We start from the raw sequence: 17,212 nt of genomic DNA, 5'->3' as shown, positions 1-17,212 counted from the left end.
CTAGGTGGTCGTCCGGCGCCGGCGGGCGCCGGCCCGGCGCTCGCTGGGGCGGGTGACCGGGTCGCCGGCCTCCAGCGCGGCGGCCCGGCGGCGCTCGCCGAACTCGGCCAGGGCCTCCGCCAGCTTGTGCACCGACGGCTCCGGCGAGAGCACGTCCACCCGCAGCCCGTGCTCCTCCGCGGTCTTCGCGGTGGCCGGGCCGATGCAGGCGATCACCGTCACGTTGTGCGGCTTGCCGGCGATGCCGACCAGGTTCCGCACGGTGGACGAGGAGGTGAAGAGCACCGCGTCGAAGCCGCCGCCCTTGATCGCCTCCCGGGTCTCGGCCGGCGGCGGCGAGGCGCGCACCGTCCGGTAGGCGGTGACGTCGTCCACCTCCCAGCCCAGCTCGATCAGCCCGGCCACCAGGGTCTCGGTGGCGATGTCGGCGCGCGGCAGGAAGACGCGGTCGATCGGGTCGAAGACCGGGTCGTAGGGCGGCCAGTCCTCCAGCAGCCCGGCCGCGGACTGCTCGCCGCTGGGCACCAGGTCCGGCTTGACGCCGAACTCGATCAGCGACCTGGCGGTCTGCTCGCCGACCGCGGCGACCTTGATCCCGGCGAAGGCGCGGGCGTCCAGCCCGTACTCCTCGAACTTCTCCCGCACCGCCTTGACCGCGTTGACCGAGGTGAAGGCGATCCACTCGTAGCGGCCGGTGACCAGGCCCTTGACCGCCCGCTCCATCTGCTGCGGGGTGCGCGGCGGCTCCACGGCGATGGTCGGCACCTCGCTGGGCACCGCCCCGTAGGAGCGCAGCTGGTCGGAGAGCGAGGCGGCCTGCTCCTTGGTGCGCGGCACCAGGACCTGCCAGCCGAACAGCGGCTTGGACTCGAACCAGGCGAGCCGGTCGCGCTGCGCGGCGGCGCCGGCCTCGCCGACCACGGCTATCACCGGACGGTGGCCCTCCGGCGAGGGCAGCACCTTGGCCTGCTTCAGCACCTGGGCCACCGAGCCCAGCGTCGCCGACCAGGTGCGCTGGCGGGTGGTGGTGCCGGCGATGGTCACCGTCATCGGGGTGTCGGGCTTACGGCCCGCCGACACCAGCTCACCGGCGGCCGCGGCCACCGAGTCGAGCGCCGAGGAGACGACGACCGTGCAGTCCGAGGCCCCGGCCTCGGCCCAGCAGCGGTCACTGGCGGTGGCCGCGTCGACGAAGCGCACATCGGCGCCCTCGGCGTCGCGCAGCGGCACCCCGGCGTAGGCGGGCACCCCGACCGCGGTCGCGACCCCGGGCACCACCTCGAAGGGGATGCCCTCGGCGGCGCAGGCGAGCATCTCGGCGCCGGAGCCGCCGTCGAGCCCCGGGTCGCCGCTCACCGCACGGACGACCCGCTTGCCGCCCCGCGCGGCCTCCATGACAAGATTGGCCGCATCCCTCAACACGGGGACACCGGCGCTCATTGACGCCTCGTCAACGACCGTCAGCTCGGGCGTGCTCACGCCCGCGCGGGCATGGCCGCGGACGACGTCGAGCACCTCCGGCTCGGCGATCAGCACGTCCGCGCCGGCCAGCGCCTCCACGGCGCGCAGCGTCAGCAGACCGGGATCACCGGGTCCGGCGCCGAGGAAGGTGACGTGTCCGCACGCGGAGAACGCCGAGGAAACCTGGGATGCAGTGGTGGGGCTCAAAGTGCTCGCTCCCCCATAAGACCGGCCGCACCCTTGGCCAGCATCTCGGCCGCGAGTTCGCGGCCGAGGGCGACGGCGTCGTGGTGCGACGCGGGTACGGGACCGGTGGTGGACAACTGCACCAGCGCCGAGCCGTCGGTGGTACCGACGACGCCGCGCAGGCGCATCTGATGAACATCCTGTCCGTCGGTCAGGAGGTCGGCCAGCGCCCCGACGGGGGCGGAGCAGCCGGCTTCCAGAGCGGCGAGCAGGGACCGCTCGGCGGTCACGGCGGCCCGGGTGTGCGGGTCGTCGAGCGCGCCGAGCGCGGCGGTGAGCTCGGCGTTGACCGCCGGGCACTCGACCGCCAGGGCCCCCTGGCCGGGGGCGGGCAGGACGGTGTCGACGGCGAGGAAGTCGCTGACCTCACCGCCGCGCCCGATCCGGTTGAGCCCGGCCGCGGCCAGCACGACCGCGTCCAGTTCCCCGTTGCGCACGTAGCCGACGCGGGTGTCGATGTTCCCGCGGATCGGCACGCAGGCGATCTCCATGCCGTGGCTGCGGGCGTACGCGTTGAGCTGCGCCATCCGCCGCGGCGAGCCGGTGCCGACGCGGGCGCCGGCCGGCAGCCGCTCGAAGGTCAGTCCGTCCCGGGCGACCAGCACGTCCCGCGGGTCCTCGCGCTTCGGTACGGCGGCCAGCGCCAGTTCCTCGGGCTGCGCGGTCGGCAGGTCCTTCAGCGAGTGGACGGCGAAGTCCACCTCGCCGGCCAGCAGCGCGTCCCGCAGCGCGGTGACGAAGACACCGGTGCCGCCGATCTGCGCCAGGTGCTCGCGGGAGGTGTCGCCGAAGGTGGTGATCTCCACCAGCTCCACGGGGCGGCCGGTCAGCTGCCGTACAGCCTCGGCGACATGCCCGGACTGGGCCATGGCGAGCTTGCTCCGCCTGGTCCCCAGCCTCAATGCCCTGTCGGTCATTCTCACCCTCGATTCGGGTCGTTCACGTCGGCCCGGCTGACGGCGGCGACCGTCTCCGGGTCGAGGTCGAAGAGTGTGCGCAGCGCGTCGGCGTATCCGGCGCCGCCGGGCTCCCCGGCCAGCTGCTTGACCCGTACCGTCGGCGCGTGGAGCAGCTTGTCCACGACGCGGCGCACGGTCTGGGTGATCTCGGCGCGCTCCTTGTCGGCGAGGCCGGGCAACCGCCCCTCCAGCCGGGCCATCTCGGAGGCGACCACGTCGGCGGCCATGGTGCGCAGCGCGACGACGGTGGGCGTGATGTGGGCGGCGCGCTGGGCGGCGCCGAAGGTGGCGACCTCGGCGCCGACGATGGCGCGCACCCGGTCGACGTCGGCGGCCATCGGGGCGTCCGCGGCGGCCTCGGCCAGCGACTCGATGTCCACCAGGCGCACACCGGGCAGCCGGTGGGCGGCGGCGTCGATGTCGCGGGGCATCGCGAGGTCGAGCAGCGCCAGCGGGGCGGCGCCCGGTCCCCGGCCCTGGGCGGCGGCCTCGATGTCGGCGGCCTTGAGGACCAGTCCGGTCGCCCCGGTACAGGAGACGACGACATCGGCGCGGGTCAGCTCGGCGGGCGCGTCGCCCATGGCGACCGCGCGGGCGGCGACCCCGGTGCCCCCGGGCTCGGTGAGGATCTGTACGAGCCGGGCGGCGCGCTCGGCGGTCCGGTTGGCGATCACGACCTCGGCGACCCCGGCCCGGGCGAGGGTCGCGGCGGCCAGCGAGGACATCGAACCGGCGCCGATGACCAGGGCGCGCTTGCCGTGTGCCCACCGCTCGACCTCGGGCCCGGCCGCCAGCTGCTCCAGGCCGAAGGTGACCAGGGACTGACCGGCCCGGTCGATGCCGGTCTCGCTGTGGGCGCGCTTGCCGACCCGCAGCGCCTGCTGGAACAGGTCGTTCAGCAGCCGTCCGGCGGTGTGCAGCTCCTGGCCGCGGGCGAGCGCGTCCTTGATCTGGCCGAGGATCTGGCCCTCGCCGACGACCATCGAGTCCAGTCCGCAGGCCACCGAGAACAGATGGTGGACGGCCCGGTCCTCGTAGTGGACGTAGAGGTAGGGGGTGAGCTCCTCCAGGCCGACGCCGCTGTGCTGGGCGAGCAGCGTGGACAGCTCGGCGACACCGGCGTGGAACTTGTCCACGTCGGCGTAGAGCTCGATCCGGTTGCAGGTGGCGAGGACGGCGCCCTCGGCGGCCGGCTCGGCGGCCAGGGTGTCCTGGAGCAGCTTGTTCTGCGCGTCGGGGTCGAGCGCGGCCCGCTCCAGCACGCTCACCGGAGCGCTGCGGTGGCTGAGGCCGACGACGAGGAGGCTCATGCCGGCATCACGGCGGGCATGTCCCCGTCAGGTCCGTTCCGGCCGTCGCCCGGAGTGTTCGCCGTGGCCGCCGGGTCGGCGGTACGGGCGGCGACCGGGGGCGCCACCGGGGCGGCGGCCGTCGGGGCCGGGGCGCCGTTGTCCTCGCCGGCCTTGCGCTGCTCGTGGAAGGCGAGGATCTGCAGCTCGATGGAGAGGTCCACCTTGCGCACGTCCACGCCGTCCGGGACGGACAGCACGGTGGGCGCGAAGTTGAGGATGGAGGTCACCCCGGCCGCGACCAGCCGGTCGCAGACCTGCTGGGCCGCCCCGGCGGGGGTGGCGATGACGCCGATGGAGACGCCGTTCTCGTCGATGATCCGCTCAAGGTCGTCGATGAACTGCACGGCGATCCCGGCGACCGGCTTGCCGACCATCGCGGGGTCGGCGTCGATCAGCGCGGCGACCCGGAAGCCGCGGGAGGCGAAGCCCCCGTAGTTGGCGAGGGCGGCGCCCAGGTTTCCGATGCCGACCATGACGATCGGCCAGTCCTGGGTGAGCCCGAGCTCACGGGAGATCTGGTAGACGAGGTACTCGACGTCGTAACCCACCCCGCGCGTCCCGTACGAACCGAGGTAGCTGAAGTCCTTGCGCAGCTTGGCGGAGTTGACCCCCGCCGCCGCGGCGAGCTCCTCGGAGGAGACCGTCGGCACGGAGCGCTCCGACAGCGCGGTCAGCGCCCGCAGATACAGCGGGAGCCTGGCGACGGTGGCCTCGGGGATGCCTCGGCTGCGGGTCGCCGGTCGGTGAGTTCGGCCAGTTGCCACGGTGCTCCTGCGGGATGAGCTGGGCTGTGGGCGGCCGTGTGTCCCAGGACCGCCCCGTCGACAGCAGGCTATGTCTTTGTGAACGCGTGCACAAAGATGGTGTCCGATTTGTCCGCGCAAAGTGACCGGGCTCACGCACACCGATCGCGCCATCCCGGAACCGTCGTCCGAGCCGGCCCGTTGGGGCGCCGATGAGGGCAAAGCCGTACACACTCCTTGGTACCCCGCCCCCGAAACGCAACAAAACGTACCCATGGTACCGGCCTTTCCCAGTCATCGCCGCCCCCTGGGCGCTCCTTTGCACACCGGAGCACACCCCGCGCCACCGCCGCTCCGGACGCACCCGGACGTCGACTTCCGGCCACGCCCACCGGCCCGCGCAGGGCCCACGGCCACCGGCCCACGGGACCCACGGCCACCGGCCCGCGACCGGCCCACGGCGGCGAAGCCCAGCGATGGCCCAGGTACGCCCTCAGGCTTCCAGCGCCCGGCGCAGCCGCTCCGGGTCGACCTTCCAGAAGGTGTGCTGCTCGCCGTCGACCAGCACCACCGGGATCTGCTCCCAGTAGGCCCGGTGCAGCTCCTCGTCGCGGGTGATGTCCCTCTCTTCCCACACCGCGCGGGCCTCCTCGCACACCGCCGCCACCACCGTCCGCGCCTCCTCGCACAGATGGCAGCCCGGCTTCCCGATCAGGGTCACCGTCCGGGGCCCGGCCGCCGCCCCGTCCCTCTTCTTCTTCGCCTTATTCGCCCGTCCGAACATGCGCCCATTCTCCCGCTCCGGCCACCCCTCGCCGACCGCCCCGGCGCCCTCCTCCCGGCCCGCCCGGGACGATCTCCGCCACCCGCCCGCCGCCCGCTGTTCACACCATGGCATCCCCACAAGTCGGGCACGGCCGAACACAGTGGCTATGCTCACGGCATGGCCGCACTGGGATGGCTCACGCGACACCGGCGCCCCGCCACGGCGCGGAGCGTGCTGGCGGGCGAGGCGTCGGCCGAGGCCGCCCGCAAGACCTCCGCAGCGCTGGAGACCCTGGAACGAGGCACCGTCGCCACGGAGCCGGAGTTCCCGGTCCAGGGCGACGTCCAAGCCGCCGCCTTCTTCGACCTCGACAACACCGTGATGCAGGGCGCCGCGATCTTCCACTTCGGGCGCGGGCTGTACAAGCGGAACTTCTTCCAGCGCCGCGAGCTGGCCCGGTTCGCCTGGCAGCAGGCCTGGTTCCGGCTGGCCGGCGTCGAGGACCCCGAGCACATGCAGGACGCCCGCGACAGCGCGCTCTCCATCGTCAAGGGGCACCGGGTCTCCGAGCTGATGAGCATCGGAGAGGAGATCTACGACGAGTACCTGGCCGACCGCATCTGGCCCGGCACCCGCGCGCTGGCCCAGGCCCATCTGGACGCCGGGCAGAAGGTGTGGCTGGTCACCGCGGCCCCGGTGGAGACGGCCACCATCATCGCCCGCCGGCTCGGACTGACCGGGGCGCTCGGCACCGTGGCCGAGTCGGTGGACGGCGTCTACACCGGCAAGCTGGTCGGCGAGCCGCTGCACGGCCCCGCCAAGGCCGAGGCGGTACGGGCGCTGGCCGGCGCCGAGGGCCTGGACCTGGACCGCTGCGCCGCCTACAGCGACTCGCACAACGACATCCCGATGCTCTCGCTGGTCGGCCACCCCTACGCGATCAACCCCGACACCAAGCTGCGCAAGCACGCCCGGTCCCTGGAGTGGCGGCTGCGCGACTACCGCACCGGCCGCAAGGCGGCCAAGGTCGGCATCCCGGCCGCCGCGGGCGTCGGCGCCCTGGCCGGCGGCACCGCCGCCGCGGTCGCCCTGCACCGCCGCCGCCGCTGAGCCCGCGCGAAAGCCCCCGCGAGGCTGGCCGGGGCGCGCGGACGCAACCCCGCCGCACCCCAAACCACCTTCCTACCCCGGTACCGCCGCGGCCAGACACACCCCGGCCACTCGGGCACAACAGATCGCCGACTCGGCCAGATTTCGCCACCATCCGATCAATAGCCGATCGGCAAGTGCGACCGATTCCGTCGCGAAGACGCCACAAAGACGACTGAATCAATGATTTGCGCAACTCGGTGTAGCGCTCCCTGCACTAAGCGTTATTCTCCTCAAACGCATACGGCAACACAGCGCGTCGCTACGACGGGTGAATGGTTGGCGTACCGCATGTGATGGAAGCTCTGCCACTGGGAGTCCCGTGTACCCACACGTCGGGGTTGACGCCTCGGGCCTGGCTACGCTCCGCGCGACGGTCCTCGGCCACCTGCGCGGACTCGTCCCCACCGCGTACGCCGTCCCCGCCCTCGCCGCACCCGCGCTCGCCGGCCCCTGCTACGCGCTCGCCGACGGTGGTCCCGCCGTGGCCAGACGCGCCGGGCGCGGCGGTACGGGCGCCCAGGCCACCGCCCGCCGCCCCACCGCGGACAGCGACAGCGCCCGGATGATGGACCTGGTGGAGCGCGCCCAGGCCGGCGAGGCCGACGCCTTCGGGCGCCTCTACGACCAGTACAGCGACACCGTGTACCGGTACATCTACTACCGCGTCGGCGGCAAGGCGACCGCCGAGGACCTCACCAGCGAGACCTTTCTGCGCGCGCTGCGCCGGATCTCCACCTTCACCTGGCAGGGTCGCGACTTCGGCGCCTGGCTGGTCACCATCGCGCGCAACCTGGTCGCGGACCACTTCAAGTCGAGCAGGTTCCGACTGGAAGTGACCACCGGCGAGATGCTGGACGCCAACGAGGTGGAGCGCAGCCCCGAGGACTCGGTGCTGGAGTCGCTCTCCAACGCCGCCCTGCTGGAGGCGGTGCGCAAGCTCAACCCGCAGCAGCAGGAGTGTGTGACGCTCCGGTTCCTCCAGGGCCTGTCGGTCGCCGAGACCGCCCGGGTGATGGGCAAGAACGAGGGCGCGATCAAGACCCTCCAGTACCGCGCGGTACGCACCCTGGCCCGGCTGCTGCCCGAAGACGCCCGCTGACGACGCCGTACGCCCGCCCTCGACCCCAACTCACCCTCGGTGACGCCTCGATGACGCGCTGGTCCGATCATCCTCCGTGCGTAACCCAAGTGCCGCGACGCTCGTTGTGCGGGATGCAGGCTCCCTGTGGTCGCCCCCTGAGCGCCGTCCTTCACTCGTTCGTGTGGACGGACTCAAGGTGTGCAACCCTCCGGACCCCCCGGGGAGTCGACCGTCATGACGAGAGGAGGTGCCGCCAGTGATCGCGAACGTATCGGCGCACCGGCGGGCGAACGCCTTCGCCCAGGCCCTGGAAGAGCAGTCGGCCACGCCGTCCGGGACCCCGGCCGAACCGACCGCCGAGCCGTCCCCCGAGCCGACCGGGCAGGGTCGGCTGCTGGCCCTGGCGAGCGGGCTCGGCGAGCTGCCGAAGCCGGAGCTGGACCCGGAAGTGAAGGTGGTGCAGCGAGCACAGTTGGTCGCCGCCATGGAGGCCATGTTCGCCGAGGGCGGCGCGTCCGCGGGCCCTACGGTGCCCCCGCAGCGGGCCCGCGGCGCGCGGGGCGCCCATCGCGCCACCGGGCTGCGGAGGTTGCGCCCCCGCTCCCGCTGGTCCAAGGGCCTGGCCGCCGGCGGGCTCACCGTCGGTGTGGCGGCCGGGGCGTTCAGCGGAGTGGCCGCTGCCAGCTCCGACGCCCTCCCCGGTGACTCGCTCTACGGGCTGAAGCGCGGCATGGAGGACCTCAAGCTCGGCATGGCGGACGGCGACGCCGACCGCGGCGAGATCTACCTCGACCAGGCCTCCACCCGGCTCAGCGAGGCGAGACGCCTGCTGGAGCGGGACCGCGCCGGTGCCCTGGACCACGAGTCCCTGGGCGAGATCAGACGAGCGCTCAGCGGGATGCAGCACGACGCCGCCGAGGGCCACCGGCTGCTCCGCCTCGCCTACGAGCGGGACGGCGCCATCGCCCCGATGGCCACGCTCAGCTCCTTCACCCGCAGCCACCGCGACACCTGGAACGGCCTGCGCGACCGCCTCCCGGTCCAGCTCACCGACGTGGGCAACCAGGTCAGCGACGTCTTCGCCGCCATGGACGAGGACGTCCAGCCGCTCCAGGCCAAGCTCCCCCAGCCCCCGCAGCGCGGCTCCACCGGCGGCCGCACCTCCAGCCGCCCGCCGAGCAGCGCCACCCAGGACGCTCCCGGCAGCACCGAGCGCCCCGACCAGCAGTCCCCGACCACCCCGGAGGCCCGGCCCACCGGAGGCTCCCCGAGCTCTCCCGGCAAGCCCGGCCCCACCGGCTCCCGCCCCACCGAGGACGACGGCCTGCTCGGCAACGCCCCCGGCGGCATCCTCCAACCCGACCGGGACACCCCGCCCCCGTCCGGCAACGGCGGCGACGGAGGCGGTGGCACCGGCGGCCGGGACCCCGTCGACCCGGCACCGGACATCACCATCCCCCCGCTGCTGCCCGGGATCATCCCCGGCCTGGGCTTCGAGCAGGACGAGGAGCGCTGAGCCCCCGGCGACGCGCAGAGCACGACCATGGGCCCCCTTCCTCGTACGGAAGGGGGCCCATCGCCGTACAGCACACCAGGTCTCAGGTCTCAGGTCTTAGAAGAACACCGACCGCCGCTGCACCAGCAGCTTGTACAGGGTGTGCTGAATCTGCTCCCGCACCTGGTCGGTGAGGTTGAACATCAGCATCGGATCCTCCGCCGCCTCCGGCGAGAACCCGTCCGTGGGGATCGGCTCCCCGAACTGGATCGTCCACTTCGTCGGCAGCGGCAGCAGCCCCAGCGGGCCGAGCCAGGGGAAGGTCGGGGTGAGCGGGAAGTACGGGAAGCCCAGCAGCCGCGCCAGGGTGCGGGCGTTGCCCACCATCGGGTAGATCTCCTCCGCCCCGACGATCGAGCACGGCACGATCGGCACCCCCGCCCGCAGCGCCGTGGAGACGAAGCCGCCCCGGCCGAAGCGCTGGAGCTTGTACCGCTCCCCGAAGGGCTTGCCGATGCCCTTGAAGCCCTCCGGCATCACCCCGACGACCTCGCCGCGCTGCAACAGCCGCTCCGCGTCCTCCGCGCAGGCCAGGGTGTGCCCGGCCTTGCGGGCCAGCTCGTTGACGACCGGCAGCATGAACACCAGGTCCGCCGCGAGCAGCCGCAGATGGCGCCCGGCCGGATGGTTGTCGTGCACCGCGACCTGGAGCATCAGCCCGTCCAGCGGCAGGGTGCCGGAGTGGTTGGCCACCACCAGCGCCCCGCCCTCGGCCGGGATGTTCTCGATGCCCTTGACCTCGACCCGGAAGTACTGGTCGTAGAGCGGGCGCAGCAGCGACATCAGGACCTGGTCGGTCAGCTCCTCGTCGTAGCCGAACTCGTCCACCTCGTACTCGCCGGTGATCCGCCGCCGCAGAAAGGCCAGCCCGCCCGCGATCCGGCGCTCCCACTCCCCCGCGACGGCGGGCGGCTCCGACGCGGCACCGGAGGCGGCATCGGGGTCGGCACCAGGGCCGGCGGCCTCCGCCCCGGGCAGCGCGCTGACCGGCGCGGGGTGCTCCGCCGGCTCCCCGGCGGGCCGCCGCGCGGGCCCCGGACCGCCGCGGCGGCGCGCCGAGCGCTGCCCGCCGGGGCGCGGCCGGTCCTCGTCGAACGGAATGACCTTGGCGTCCGCCATCGTGAATCGCGCTCCCTCATCCGCCGCTGTGCGTGGTCGTGGCCCCCGTGCCGCCCGCTCCCCGTCCCGGCCCCGGCCCCGGGTCCGCGCCGACCCGGTCGGCGATCCGGTCGACCGCCCGGCCCAGGACGGCCGGCGGCAGCAGCCCCCGGCCCCGGCTGCGCGCGAAGTCCGCGAAGGCCTCCGCGGTCGTGTACGCGGGCTCGAACCCGAGCGTCTCCCGCATCTGCACCGTACTGACCACCCGACCGTGCGTCAGCAGCCGGATCTGCTCGGTGGAGAAGTCCGTGGCCCCGACGGTACGCAGGGCACTGCCGACCCAGCGGACCGCGGGCAGCAGCACCGGCACCGTGGGCCGCCCCAGCCGCCGGGAGCACTGCGAGAGGGTGAGCACCCCGTCCCCGGCGATATTGAAGGTGCCGCTGTTGAGGGTGGCCCGGCGCGGCTCGCGGGAGGCGATCCGCAGCACGTCGATCACATCGTCCTCGTGGACGAACTGGAGCCGGGGGTCGTAGCCGAACACCGTCGGCAGCACCGGCAGGGAGAGGTACTCGGCGAACGGGGTGTCCGCGGCGGGCCCCAGGATGTTGGCGAACCGCAGGACGCAGACCGCCACGTCGGGCCGCCGCCGGGCGAAGCCCCGGACATACCCCTCGACCTCGGCGGCGTCCTTGGCGAAGCCGCCGCCGGGCAGCGACTTCGGCGGCGTGGCCTCGGTGAAGACGGCCGGGTCGCGCGGGGCGGAGCCGTAGACGCTGGTAGTGGACTTCACCACCAGCCGCTGCACCGAGGGCGACTTCTGGCAGGCACCGAGCAGCTGCATGGTGCCGATGACATTGGTCTCCTTGACCGCCGTACGGCCGCCGGTGCCCAGCGGGGTGCCGGTGACGTCCAGATGGACGACGGTGTCCACGTCGTACTCGGCGAGCAGCCGCCCTATCGTCGGCTGCCGGATGTCGGCGCGGACGAACAGCGCCTCGCCCAAATCGTGTCCGGGGGCCTCGGCGTCCACCGCGATGACCCGGTCCACGTCCGGGTCGCGCTGGATGCGGCGGACGAACCGGCCGCCGAGCTGCCGGGCCACTCCCGTGACGAGTACGGCCTTCCCCACGATCAGCGCCTTCCGTTCGGTCCTCGCCCCAGCGCCACCGTAGCGGGTGACCGGCCACCTGTGACGACCGCCGCACTCCGCCGACGGCGACAGGGCCGGAAACAGCAGCGGGCCCGGAAAAAGCAGCGCGGCCCTCCCACCGCTCGGGTGGAAGGGCCGCGATGACGCGCGCGCGACGCTTACTTCTTGTTGCGACGCTGCACACGGGTGCGCTTGAGCAGCTTGCGGTGCTTCTTCTTGGCCATCCGCTTGCGCCGCTTCTTGATAACAGAGCCCACGACTACCCTCGCTCACTTCTCTTACTCGGTGCGGGGCGTCTGGGCCCACACGACCTACGTCGGCCTAGCGTACCCGCCCGAGCGTCACGCTCGTAATCCGAGGGGCCGTGGAACCCCGGGCCGCCCGTCACCGGACGGGCCGTGGAACCCCGGCGGCTACGCGCTCTCCACCCCCACGAAGGAGTCGCGGAGGTACTCGTGCACCGCCTGCTCCGGGACCCGGAAGGACCTGCCCACCCGGATCGCCGGCAGATGACCGCTGTGCACCAAGCGGTACACGGTCATCTTCGACACACGCATCACCGAGGCGACCTCCGCCACGGTCAGGAACTTGACCTCGTTGAGAGGCCTCTCACCAGCAGCAGCCATGACCCACCTGCACCTTCCGCCCGCGCCGCCCACCGGCTTCCCCTTCCGGTGACTCTTCGTCGCGGTGCGCTCACTCACCAGATTAGGGGCGGGTGATACGAGTGGGGAAGAGGAGCAGCCATCGTCCGTTTACCGTGCGAGGCCCGCCTGTTGGAGTATCCGGCGGGCCAGTGGCCGGTACGCGGCGGACGGCAGGCCGTCGTCGAGCGGCACCGCGACCGCCACCCGCCCCTCGGCCTCCGCCACGAACACGGCCGGATCGTCCGCGTCGGCCGGCCCGATCGCGGCAATGCCCAGCTGACCAGCCCCGCAGACCCAGCCGTGGTCCCCCACGACCAACTCCGGCAGCCGGCCCCCGGCGTCCGCCGCCGCTTCCAGCACGGCCCGCACCGGCAGCGGCGAGTGGCTGTGCGCCCCGGGTGCGCCCCGCGCCCGCTCCTCGCCCGCGACCCTTACCAGCGCGACCCCTCGTACGTAGTCGAGAGTGTGCGTGCGTACGCCGAACCGGGTCGTTATGTCGACACATCTCCCCTGCGCCGGGGTGAGGACGGGACAGCCCGCCGCCGACAAAGCGTCTGCGAGTGCGCCGTAGAAAGGGAGCAATCGGTGCGGATGTCCGGTGCCGAACAGCACCGCCTCCCGCCGCTCGGCCGCCTGCCGCAGCCGTACCGCGAACGCCTCCAGCGCGGCGAGCGTACGCTCCGGGTCGATGGTCTCCGGCCCCTCCCGGTACGCCGGGTCGGCCGACACCCCGCACCGCTCGGCCATCAGCCGCAGCACGTCTCCCTGGTCCCACCGCCCGGCCGGCACCAGCCCCAGCGTCACCCGGGGGTCCCGGTCCGCGAACAGCCGGTAGCTGCGCAGGCATCCGGCCCGGGTGGCGGACACCCGCCCGGCCAGCCCGGCCGCCGGCAGATACGCCCGTAACTCCTCGGTGGTCAGCACCCCGCGATGCTCCCCCGGTTCGGGCCGCCGGACCGGGGGATCCGCCGCACATCCCCCGGTCGAGCGACGAACACCCACGGCACCGGCGCTCAGGGCAGCAGGCCCCGCAGCGGGAACGCCGAACGGCGGGCGGCCAGCACCGCCTGGTCCAGCCGGTCCGCCGGGTCGTAGCCGTCCTCCCAGGGCCGCCACTGCACCGGCCACCGCCCGTCCGTCATCCGCCCCGGCCCCAACTGCCGGGTCCGCGCGTACACCTCGTCCCGCCAGGAGGACGGGATCACCGACTCCGGCGCCACCTCGGCGTGCGCCGCGATGCCCACCAGATGCGTCCAGGAGCGCGGTACGACGTCCACCACCGCGTAACCGCCGCCGCCCAGCGCCACCCAGCGGCCGTCCGCGTAGGCGTGCGCCAGCTCGTGGCAGGCGCTCTGCACCGCCCGCTGGGCGTCCAGCGACACCGCCAGATGCGCCAGCGGGTCCTCGAAGTGGGTGTCCGCCCCGTGCTGGGTGACCAGCACCTGGGGGCGGAAGTCCGCCAGCAGCTCCGGCACCACCGCGTGGAACGCCCGCACCCAGCCCTCGTCCCCGGTGCCCGCCGGCAGCGCCACGTTCACCGCGCCGCCCTCGGCCGCGCCCGCCGCACCGGTCTCCTCCGGCCAGCCGGTGCCCGGGAACAGGGTGCGCGGATGCTCGTGCAGCGAGACGGTCAGCACCCGAGGGTCCTCCCAGAACGCCGCCTGCACCCCGTCTCCGTGGTGCACGTCCACATCCACGTACGCCACCCGCTCCGCGCCCAGCTCCAGCAGCCGGGCGATCGCCAGCGAAGCGTCGTTGTAGACGCAGAAACCGGCCGCCGAGCCGGGCATGGCGTGGTGCAGCCCGCCCGCGAAGTTCACCGCGTGCGCGGCCTCGCCCCGCCAGACCACCTCGGCCGCGCCCACCGACTGCCCGGCGATCAGCGCCGAGGCCTCGTGCATCCCGGCGAACGCCGGATCGTCCAGCGTGCCCAGCCCGTAGTCCTGGTCCGCCGAGCCCGGATCGGCCGAGGCCGCCCGCACCGCCGCCACATAGTCGGCCCGGTGCACCAGCCGCAGGGTGGACTCCCCGGCCGGCTTCGCGGCCACCACATCCACCTTCCGGTCCAGCTCGTAGGCTCGCACCAACCCCATGGTCAGTGCGAGCCGGACCGGGTCCATCGGGTGGCTCGGCCCGAAGTCGTACCCGGTTACTGCGTCATCCCACATCAACAGTGCGCGGCCGCTCATGACCGCCACCGTATCGGTCACCCGCCGCACCGAACGCGCGGGCGTACCCTGCCCCCGCCAGTACCAGCACCATCGGCACCAGCATCGCCCCCCGGTGGCTCCACACCTCCCCCAGCGCGCCCACCAAAGGCGCCCCCACCAGGAAGCCCACATAGTTGAAGACGTTCACCCGGGCCACCTCCGCGTCCCCCCGGGCCGCCGCGAACACCTGCGGCACCAGCACGCTCAGCCCCAGGCCCAGCACCGTGAATCCGGCCACTCCCGTCCACGGCCCCGGCGCCCCGGCCACCACCGCGAACCCGAGTGCGGCCAGCACCGCCCCACCCCGCACCACCGCCACAGCCCCCAGCCTCCGCACCGCCCAGTCCCCCACCCCCCGCCCCAACAGGGTCGTCACCATATAGGCGTTGTACGGCACGGTCGCCAACGCCTCGGAGCCGCCCAGCACATCGTGCAGATACGCGGCGCTCCAGTTCGACACGGTCGAGTCCCCGATATACGCGACGGCCATCACCAGGCACAACGGCAGCAGCACCCGCCCCGACCGCCCCCCGCCGCTCTTTCCCTCCCTCGTCTCCGTCCCCCCACCCCGCACATACCACCGGCTCCCCACCAACGCCGTCGGCAGCAGCACCCCCACCACCGGCAGATAGGAACCCACCAGCGACACACCCTCCCGAGCCGCCCAGTACGCCAGCGAGGCCCCCACGATCCCGCCCAGGCTGTACGCCGCGTGGAAGCCGAGCATGATGGAGCGCCCGTACGCCCGCTGGAGGCCGACGCCCAGCATGTTCATGGACGCGTCCAGCGCGCCCACCGCCAGCCCGAACACCCCGAGCGCGACGGCCGCCTGCCAGAGCCGGTCTCCCACCGCCACACCGGCCAGGGCGAGCAGCACCACCGGCTGCGACCACCGCAGCACCGCCCCCGGCTCCGCCGCCCGCCGCTCCACCGCCCACCCGGCGGCCACGCTCCCCACCCCGGCCAGCACCGGCACCGCGGCGAGGAAGACCGGCAGCAGCCCGTCCGAGATCCCATACCGCTGCTGTACGGCGGGGATACGGGTCACCAGCAGCGCGAACGCCACCCCCTGCACCCAGAACGCCAGCCCCAACGCGCCCCGCCCGCGCCGCAACACCGTCGTGTCCATGGCGGGACAGCGTAGGCCGCCCCACCCCTCGCCGGGGAGCCTCCGGCGGCATCAGCCAGCCAGCAGCTTCCCCAGCTCCCCCATGTCCCCGAAGTAGCCCTCCGCGCCCGGCAGTCGCTCCGCCGGGGTCATCGCCGTGAACGCGAACACCTCCATCCCGGCGGCATGCGCGGCCTGGACGCCGAGCGGGCTGTCCTCCACCACCGCACACCGCTCCGGGGCCACCCCCATCCGCTCGGCCGCGTACAGGAAGAGATCCGGAGCCGGCTTCCCCCGCCCCACGTCCTCCGCGCTGAAGACGGTGCCCTCGGCGAACCACCGGTCCAGCCCGGTCGCCCGGTGCCCCACCCGGATGCGCCCATGGCTCCCCGAGGATGCCACGCAGTACGGCACCCCTTCGCGCTTCAGCTTCCCCAACACGTCCACCACCCCCGGCACTGGCTGCAACTCCCGCTCGAAGGCGGCGAAGACCCGGGCGTGAAAGGTGTCGTCGAAGTCCTCCGGCAGCCGCCGCCCGGTGCGCTCCAGCACCAGGTCGTGGATGCGGTGCATGGCGGACCCCATGAAGTCGCGTATGGAGTCCTCGTACGTGGTGGGGTGCCCCAGCTCGGTCAGATAGGCCGCGAGGAGCGTGTTGGACAACGGCTCACTGTCCACCAGCACACCGTCATTGTCGAAGACAACCAGGTCATAGCGCATACCGGCCACCCTATGGCGACCCCGTGCGGCGCCTCGTCGTGCGCCGCTACGCTCGCCTCATGGACGGGGTCTTGGACAGGATCGTGGTGGTGCGCGACGGCCGCGGGCCGGAGGTCCTGCTGGTGCACGGCGGTGCCGGGCCACGGACCACCTGGGGCGCTCTCGCTCCGCTGGCCGATCGATGGACGCTGGCATACGTCCACCGCCGTGGCTATCCGCCGAGCCCGCCACCGCGGGAGCGTCAGGACTTCGAGGTGGACGCCGTGGACCTGGCACCTCTGCTCAACAGCTGCCGCCCGCACGTCGTCGCCCACTCCTACGGCGTTCTGGGGACGTTGATGGCAGCCGCCGCCGCGCCGGACAGCGTGCGCTCACTCACCTTGATCGAGCCGCCGCTCACCTACCTCGTCCCCGGCGATCCCGAGGTGGCACGGCTCGCACACATCGGCGACGCCGTCCTCACCCACGGTATGGACACGGACCTGGCCGAGCTGCGCGAGTTCCTTCGTCTCGCGGGCGCCTCCATCGGCGACGGCCCGCTCCCCGAGGGCGTGGCCGCCGGGGTTCGGCGGGCCCACGGCGCCCGACTGGCCAGCGAGGCCCACCCGCGGCTCGACGTGATCCGGGACGCCGGCATTCCGGTGCTCGTCGCGTCGGGAGACCATGCCGCCGCACACGAGCGGATCTGCGACGCTCTCGCGGAAGTGCTCGGTGGCGAGCGCAGTGTGCACCCGGGCGCCGGTCACTTCGTGGCAGCAGCACCAGGCTTCGCCGAACGGTTCGAGGTGTTCCTGCACAAGCACAGCATGGGGCCCTAAAACACATCAGGCCCCGGACGATAACCCGTCCGGGGCCTGATTTCAAAGATTGTTCGGCGGTGTCCTACTCTCCCACAGGGTCCCCCCTGCAGTACCATCGGCGCTGAAAGGCTTAGCTTCCGGGTTCGAAATGTAACCGGGCG

General features: G+C 73.2%; 17 protein-coding genes and 1 rRNA gene. 4 read left to right on the top strand and 14 right to left on the bottom strand.

Annotated features, from left to right (window positions below; all coding sequences use genetic code 11):
* The 5 genes from ABZ945_RS29740 to ABZ945_RS29720 all read right to left on the bottom strand — a co-directional run bounded on the left by ABZ945_RS29740 (position 1) and on the right by ABZ945_RS29720 (position 5,545).
* Complete coding sequence (locus ABZ945_RS29740; protein ID WP_361275773.1) at positions 1-1,668, bottom strand: uroporphyrinogen-III synthase; 1,668 nt, start codon at positions 1,666-1,668, stop codon at positions 1-3.
* Positions 1,665-2,624, bottom strand: coding sequence for a hydroxymethylbilane synthase (gene hemC / locus ABZ945_RS29735; RefSeq protein WP_361275770.1), 960 nt, complete (start codon positions 2,622-2,624; stop codon positions 1,665-1,667). Before hemC ends, ABZ945_RS29740 begins: the two co-directional genes overlap by 4 nt.
* A gap of 2 nt (positions 2,625-2,626) precedes the next feature.
* On the bottom strand, positions 2,627-3,976 hold the full coding sequence (locus tag ABZ945_RS29730; RefSeq protein ID WP_361275767.1) for a glutamyl-tRNA reductase: 1,350 nt from the start codon (positions 3,974-3,976) through the stop codon (positions 2,627-2,629).
* On the bottom strand, positions 3,973-4,782 hold the full coding sequence (locus tag ABZ945_RS29725; RefSeq protein ID WP_361275765.1) for a redox-sensing transcriptional repressor Rex: 810 nt from the start codon (positions 4,780-4,782) through the stop codon (positions 3,973-3,975). Before ABZ945_RS29725 ends, ABZ945_RS29730 begins: the two co-directional genes overlap by 4 nt.
* 472 nt (positions 4,783-5,254) lie before the next feature.
* Complete coding sequence (locus ABZ945_RS29720) at positions 5,255-5,545, bottom strand: glutaredoxin family protein (protein ID WP_361275762.1); 291 nt, start codon at positions 5,543-5,545, stop codon at positions 5,255-5,257.
* 159 nt (positions 5,546-5,704) lie between these two features.
* Between ABZ945_RS29720 and ABZ945_RS29715 the strand changes: the two genes are divergently transcribed.
* The 3 genes from ABZ945_RS29715 to ABZ945_RS29705 all read left to right on the top strand — a co-directional run bounded on the left by ABZ945_RS29715 (position 5,705) and on the right by ABZ945_RS29705 (position 9,276).
* Positions 5,705-6,637: an HAD-IB family hydrolase gene (locus ABZ945_RS29715; protein WP_361275760.1), complete on the top strand. Its 933-nt coding sequence runs from the start codon at positions 5,705-5,707 to the stop codon at positions 6,635-6,637.
* A gap of 361 nt (positions 6,638-6,998) precedes the next feature.
* Positions 6,999-7,778 carry an ECF subfamily RNA polymerase sigma factor, BldN family gene (locus ABZ945_RS29710; RefSeq protein WP_361275757.1) on the top strand — a complete coding sequence of 260 codons (780 nt, stop codon included), beginning with the start codon at positions 6,999-7,001 and terminating at the stop codon, positions 7,776-7,778.
* Between the two features lie 238 nt (positions 7,779-8,016).
* Positions 8,017-9,276, top strand: coding sequence for a DUF5667 domain-containing protein (locus ABZ945_RS29705; protein ID WP_361275754.1), 1,260 nt, complete (start codon positions 8,017-8,019; stop codon positions 9,274-9,276).
* 96 nt (positions 9,277-9,372) lie between these two features.
* Here the strand turns inward: ABZ945_RS29705 and ABZ945_RS29700 are convergent, their stop codons facing one another.
* The 8 genes from ABZ945_RS29700 to ABZ945_RS29665 all read right to left on the bottom strand — a co-directional run bounded on the left by ABZ945_RS29700 (position 9,373) and on the right by ABZ945_RS29665 (position 16,251).
* Entirely contained in the window at positions 9,373-10,434 is a 1,062-nt protein-coding gene (locus tag ABZ945_RS29700) for a 1-acyl-sn-glycerol-3-phosphate acyltransferase (protein WP_361275752.1), read from the bottom strand.
* Between the two features lie 16 nt (positions 10,435-10,450).
* Complete coding sequence (locus ABZ945_RS29695) at positions 10,451-11,545, bottom strand: NAD-dependent epimerase/dehydratase family protein (protein WP_361275749.1); 1,095 nt, start codon at positions 11,543-11,545, stop codon at positions 10,451-10,453.
* A 179-nt stretch (positions 11,546-11,724) separates the two neighbouring features.
* Positions 11,725-11,823 (bottom strand): AURKAIP1/COX24 domain-containing protein, encoded by a 99-nt coding sequence (locus ABZ945_RS29690; RefSeq protein WP_003948845.1) that lies wholly within the window; start codon positions 11,821-11,823, stop codon positions 11,725-11,727.
* A gap of 156 nt (positions 11,824-11,979) precedes the next feature.
* Positions 11,980-12,192, bottom strand: coding sequence for a helix-turn-helix domain-containing protein (locus ABZ945_RS29685; RefSeq protein WP_105870973.1), 213 nt, complete (start codon positions 12,190-12,192; stop codon positions 11,980-11,982).
* A 129-nt stretch (positions 12,193-12,321) separates the two neighbouring features.
* Positions 12,322-13,137 (bottom strand): phosphatase, encoded by an 816-nt coding sequence (locus ABZ945_RS29680; RefSeq protein ID WP_361275746.1) that lies wholly within the window; start codon positions 13,135-13,137, stop codon positions 12,322-12,324.
* A gap of 89 nt (positions 13,138-13,226) precedes the next feature.
* A complete protein-coding gene (locus ABZ945_RS29675) occupies positions 13,227-14,402 on the bottom strand; it encodes an acetoin utilization protein AcuC (RefSeq protein WP_361275861.1) in 1,176 nt (391 codons plus the stop codon).
* Positions 14,371-15,552 carry an MFS transporter gene (locus ABZ945_RS29670; protein WP_361275744.1) on the bottom strand — a complete coding sequence of 394 codons (1,182 nt, stop codon included), beginning with the start codon at positions 15,550-15,552 and terminating at the stop codon, positions 14,371-14,373. Before ABZ945_RS29670 ends, ABZ945_RS29675 begins: the two co-directional genes overlap by 32 nt.
* 51 nt (positions 15,553-15,603) lie before the next feature.
* Positions 15,604-16,251, bottom strand: coding sequence for an HAD family hydrolase (locus ABZ945_RS29665; protein WP_361275741.1), 648 nt, complete (start codon positions 16,249-16,251; stop codon positions 15,604-15,606).
* Positions 16,252-16,310: 59 nt separating this feature from the next.
* On the opposite strand from ABZ945_RS29665, the gene ABZ945_RS29660 reads away from it, so the two are divergent.
* A complete protein-coding gene (locus ABZ945_RS29660; RefSeq protein ID WP_361275739.1) occupies positions 16,311-17,069 on the top strand; it encodes an alpha/beta fold hydrolase in 759 nt (252 codons plus the stop codon).
* A gap of 51 nt (positions 17,070-17,120) precedes the next feature.
* On the opposite strand, the gene rrf is transcribed toward ABZ945_RS29660, so the two are convergent.
* Positions 17,121-17,212 (bottom strand): 5S ribosomal RNA (rrf, locus tag ABZ945_RS29655); the annotation flags it as partial.

It is taken from the genome of Streptomyces sp. NPDC046887 (assembly GCF_040644755.1).
GTDB classification, from domain to species: domain Bacteria; phylum Actinomycetota; class Actinomycetes; order Streptomycetales; family Streptomycetaceae; genus Streptomyces; species Streptomyces lichenis.
The sequence above is the reverse complement of the archived record's forward strand: the minus strand, read 5'-3'. Positions and strand labels throughout refer to the sequence as shown.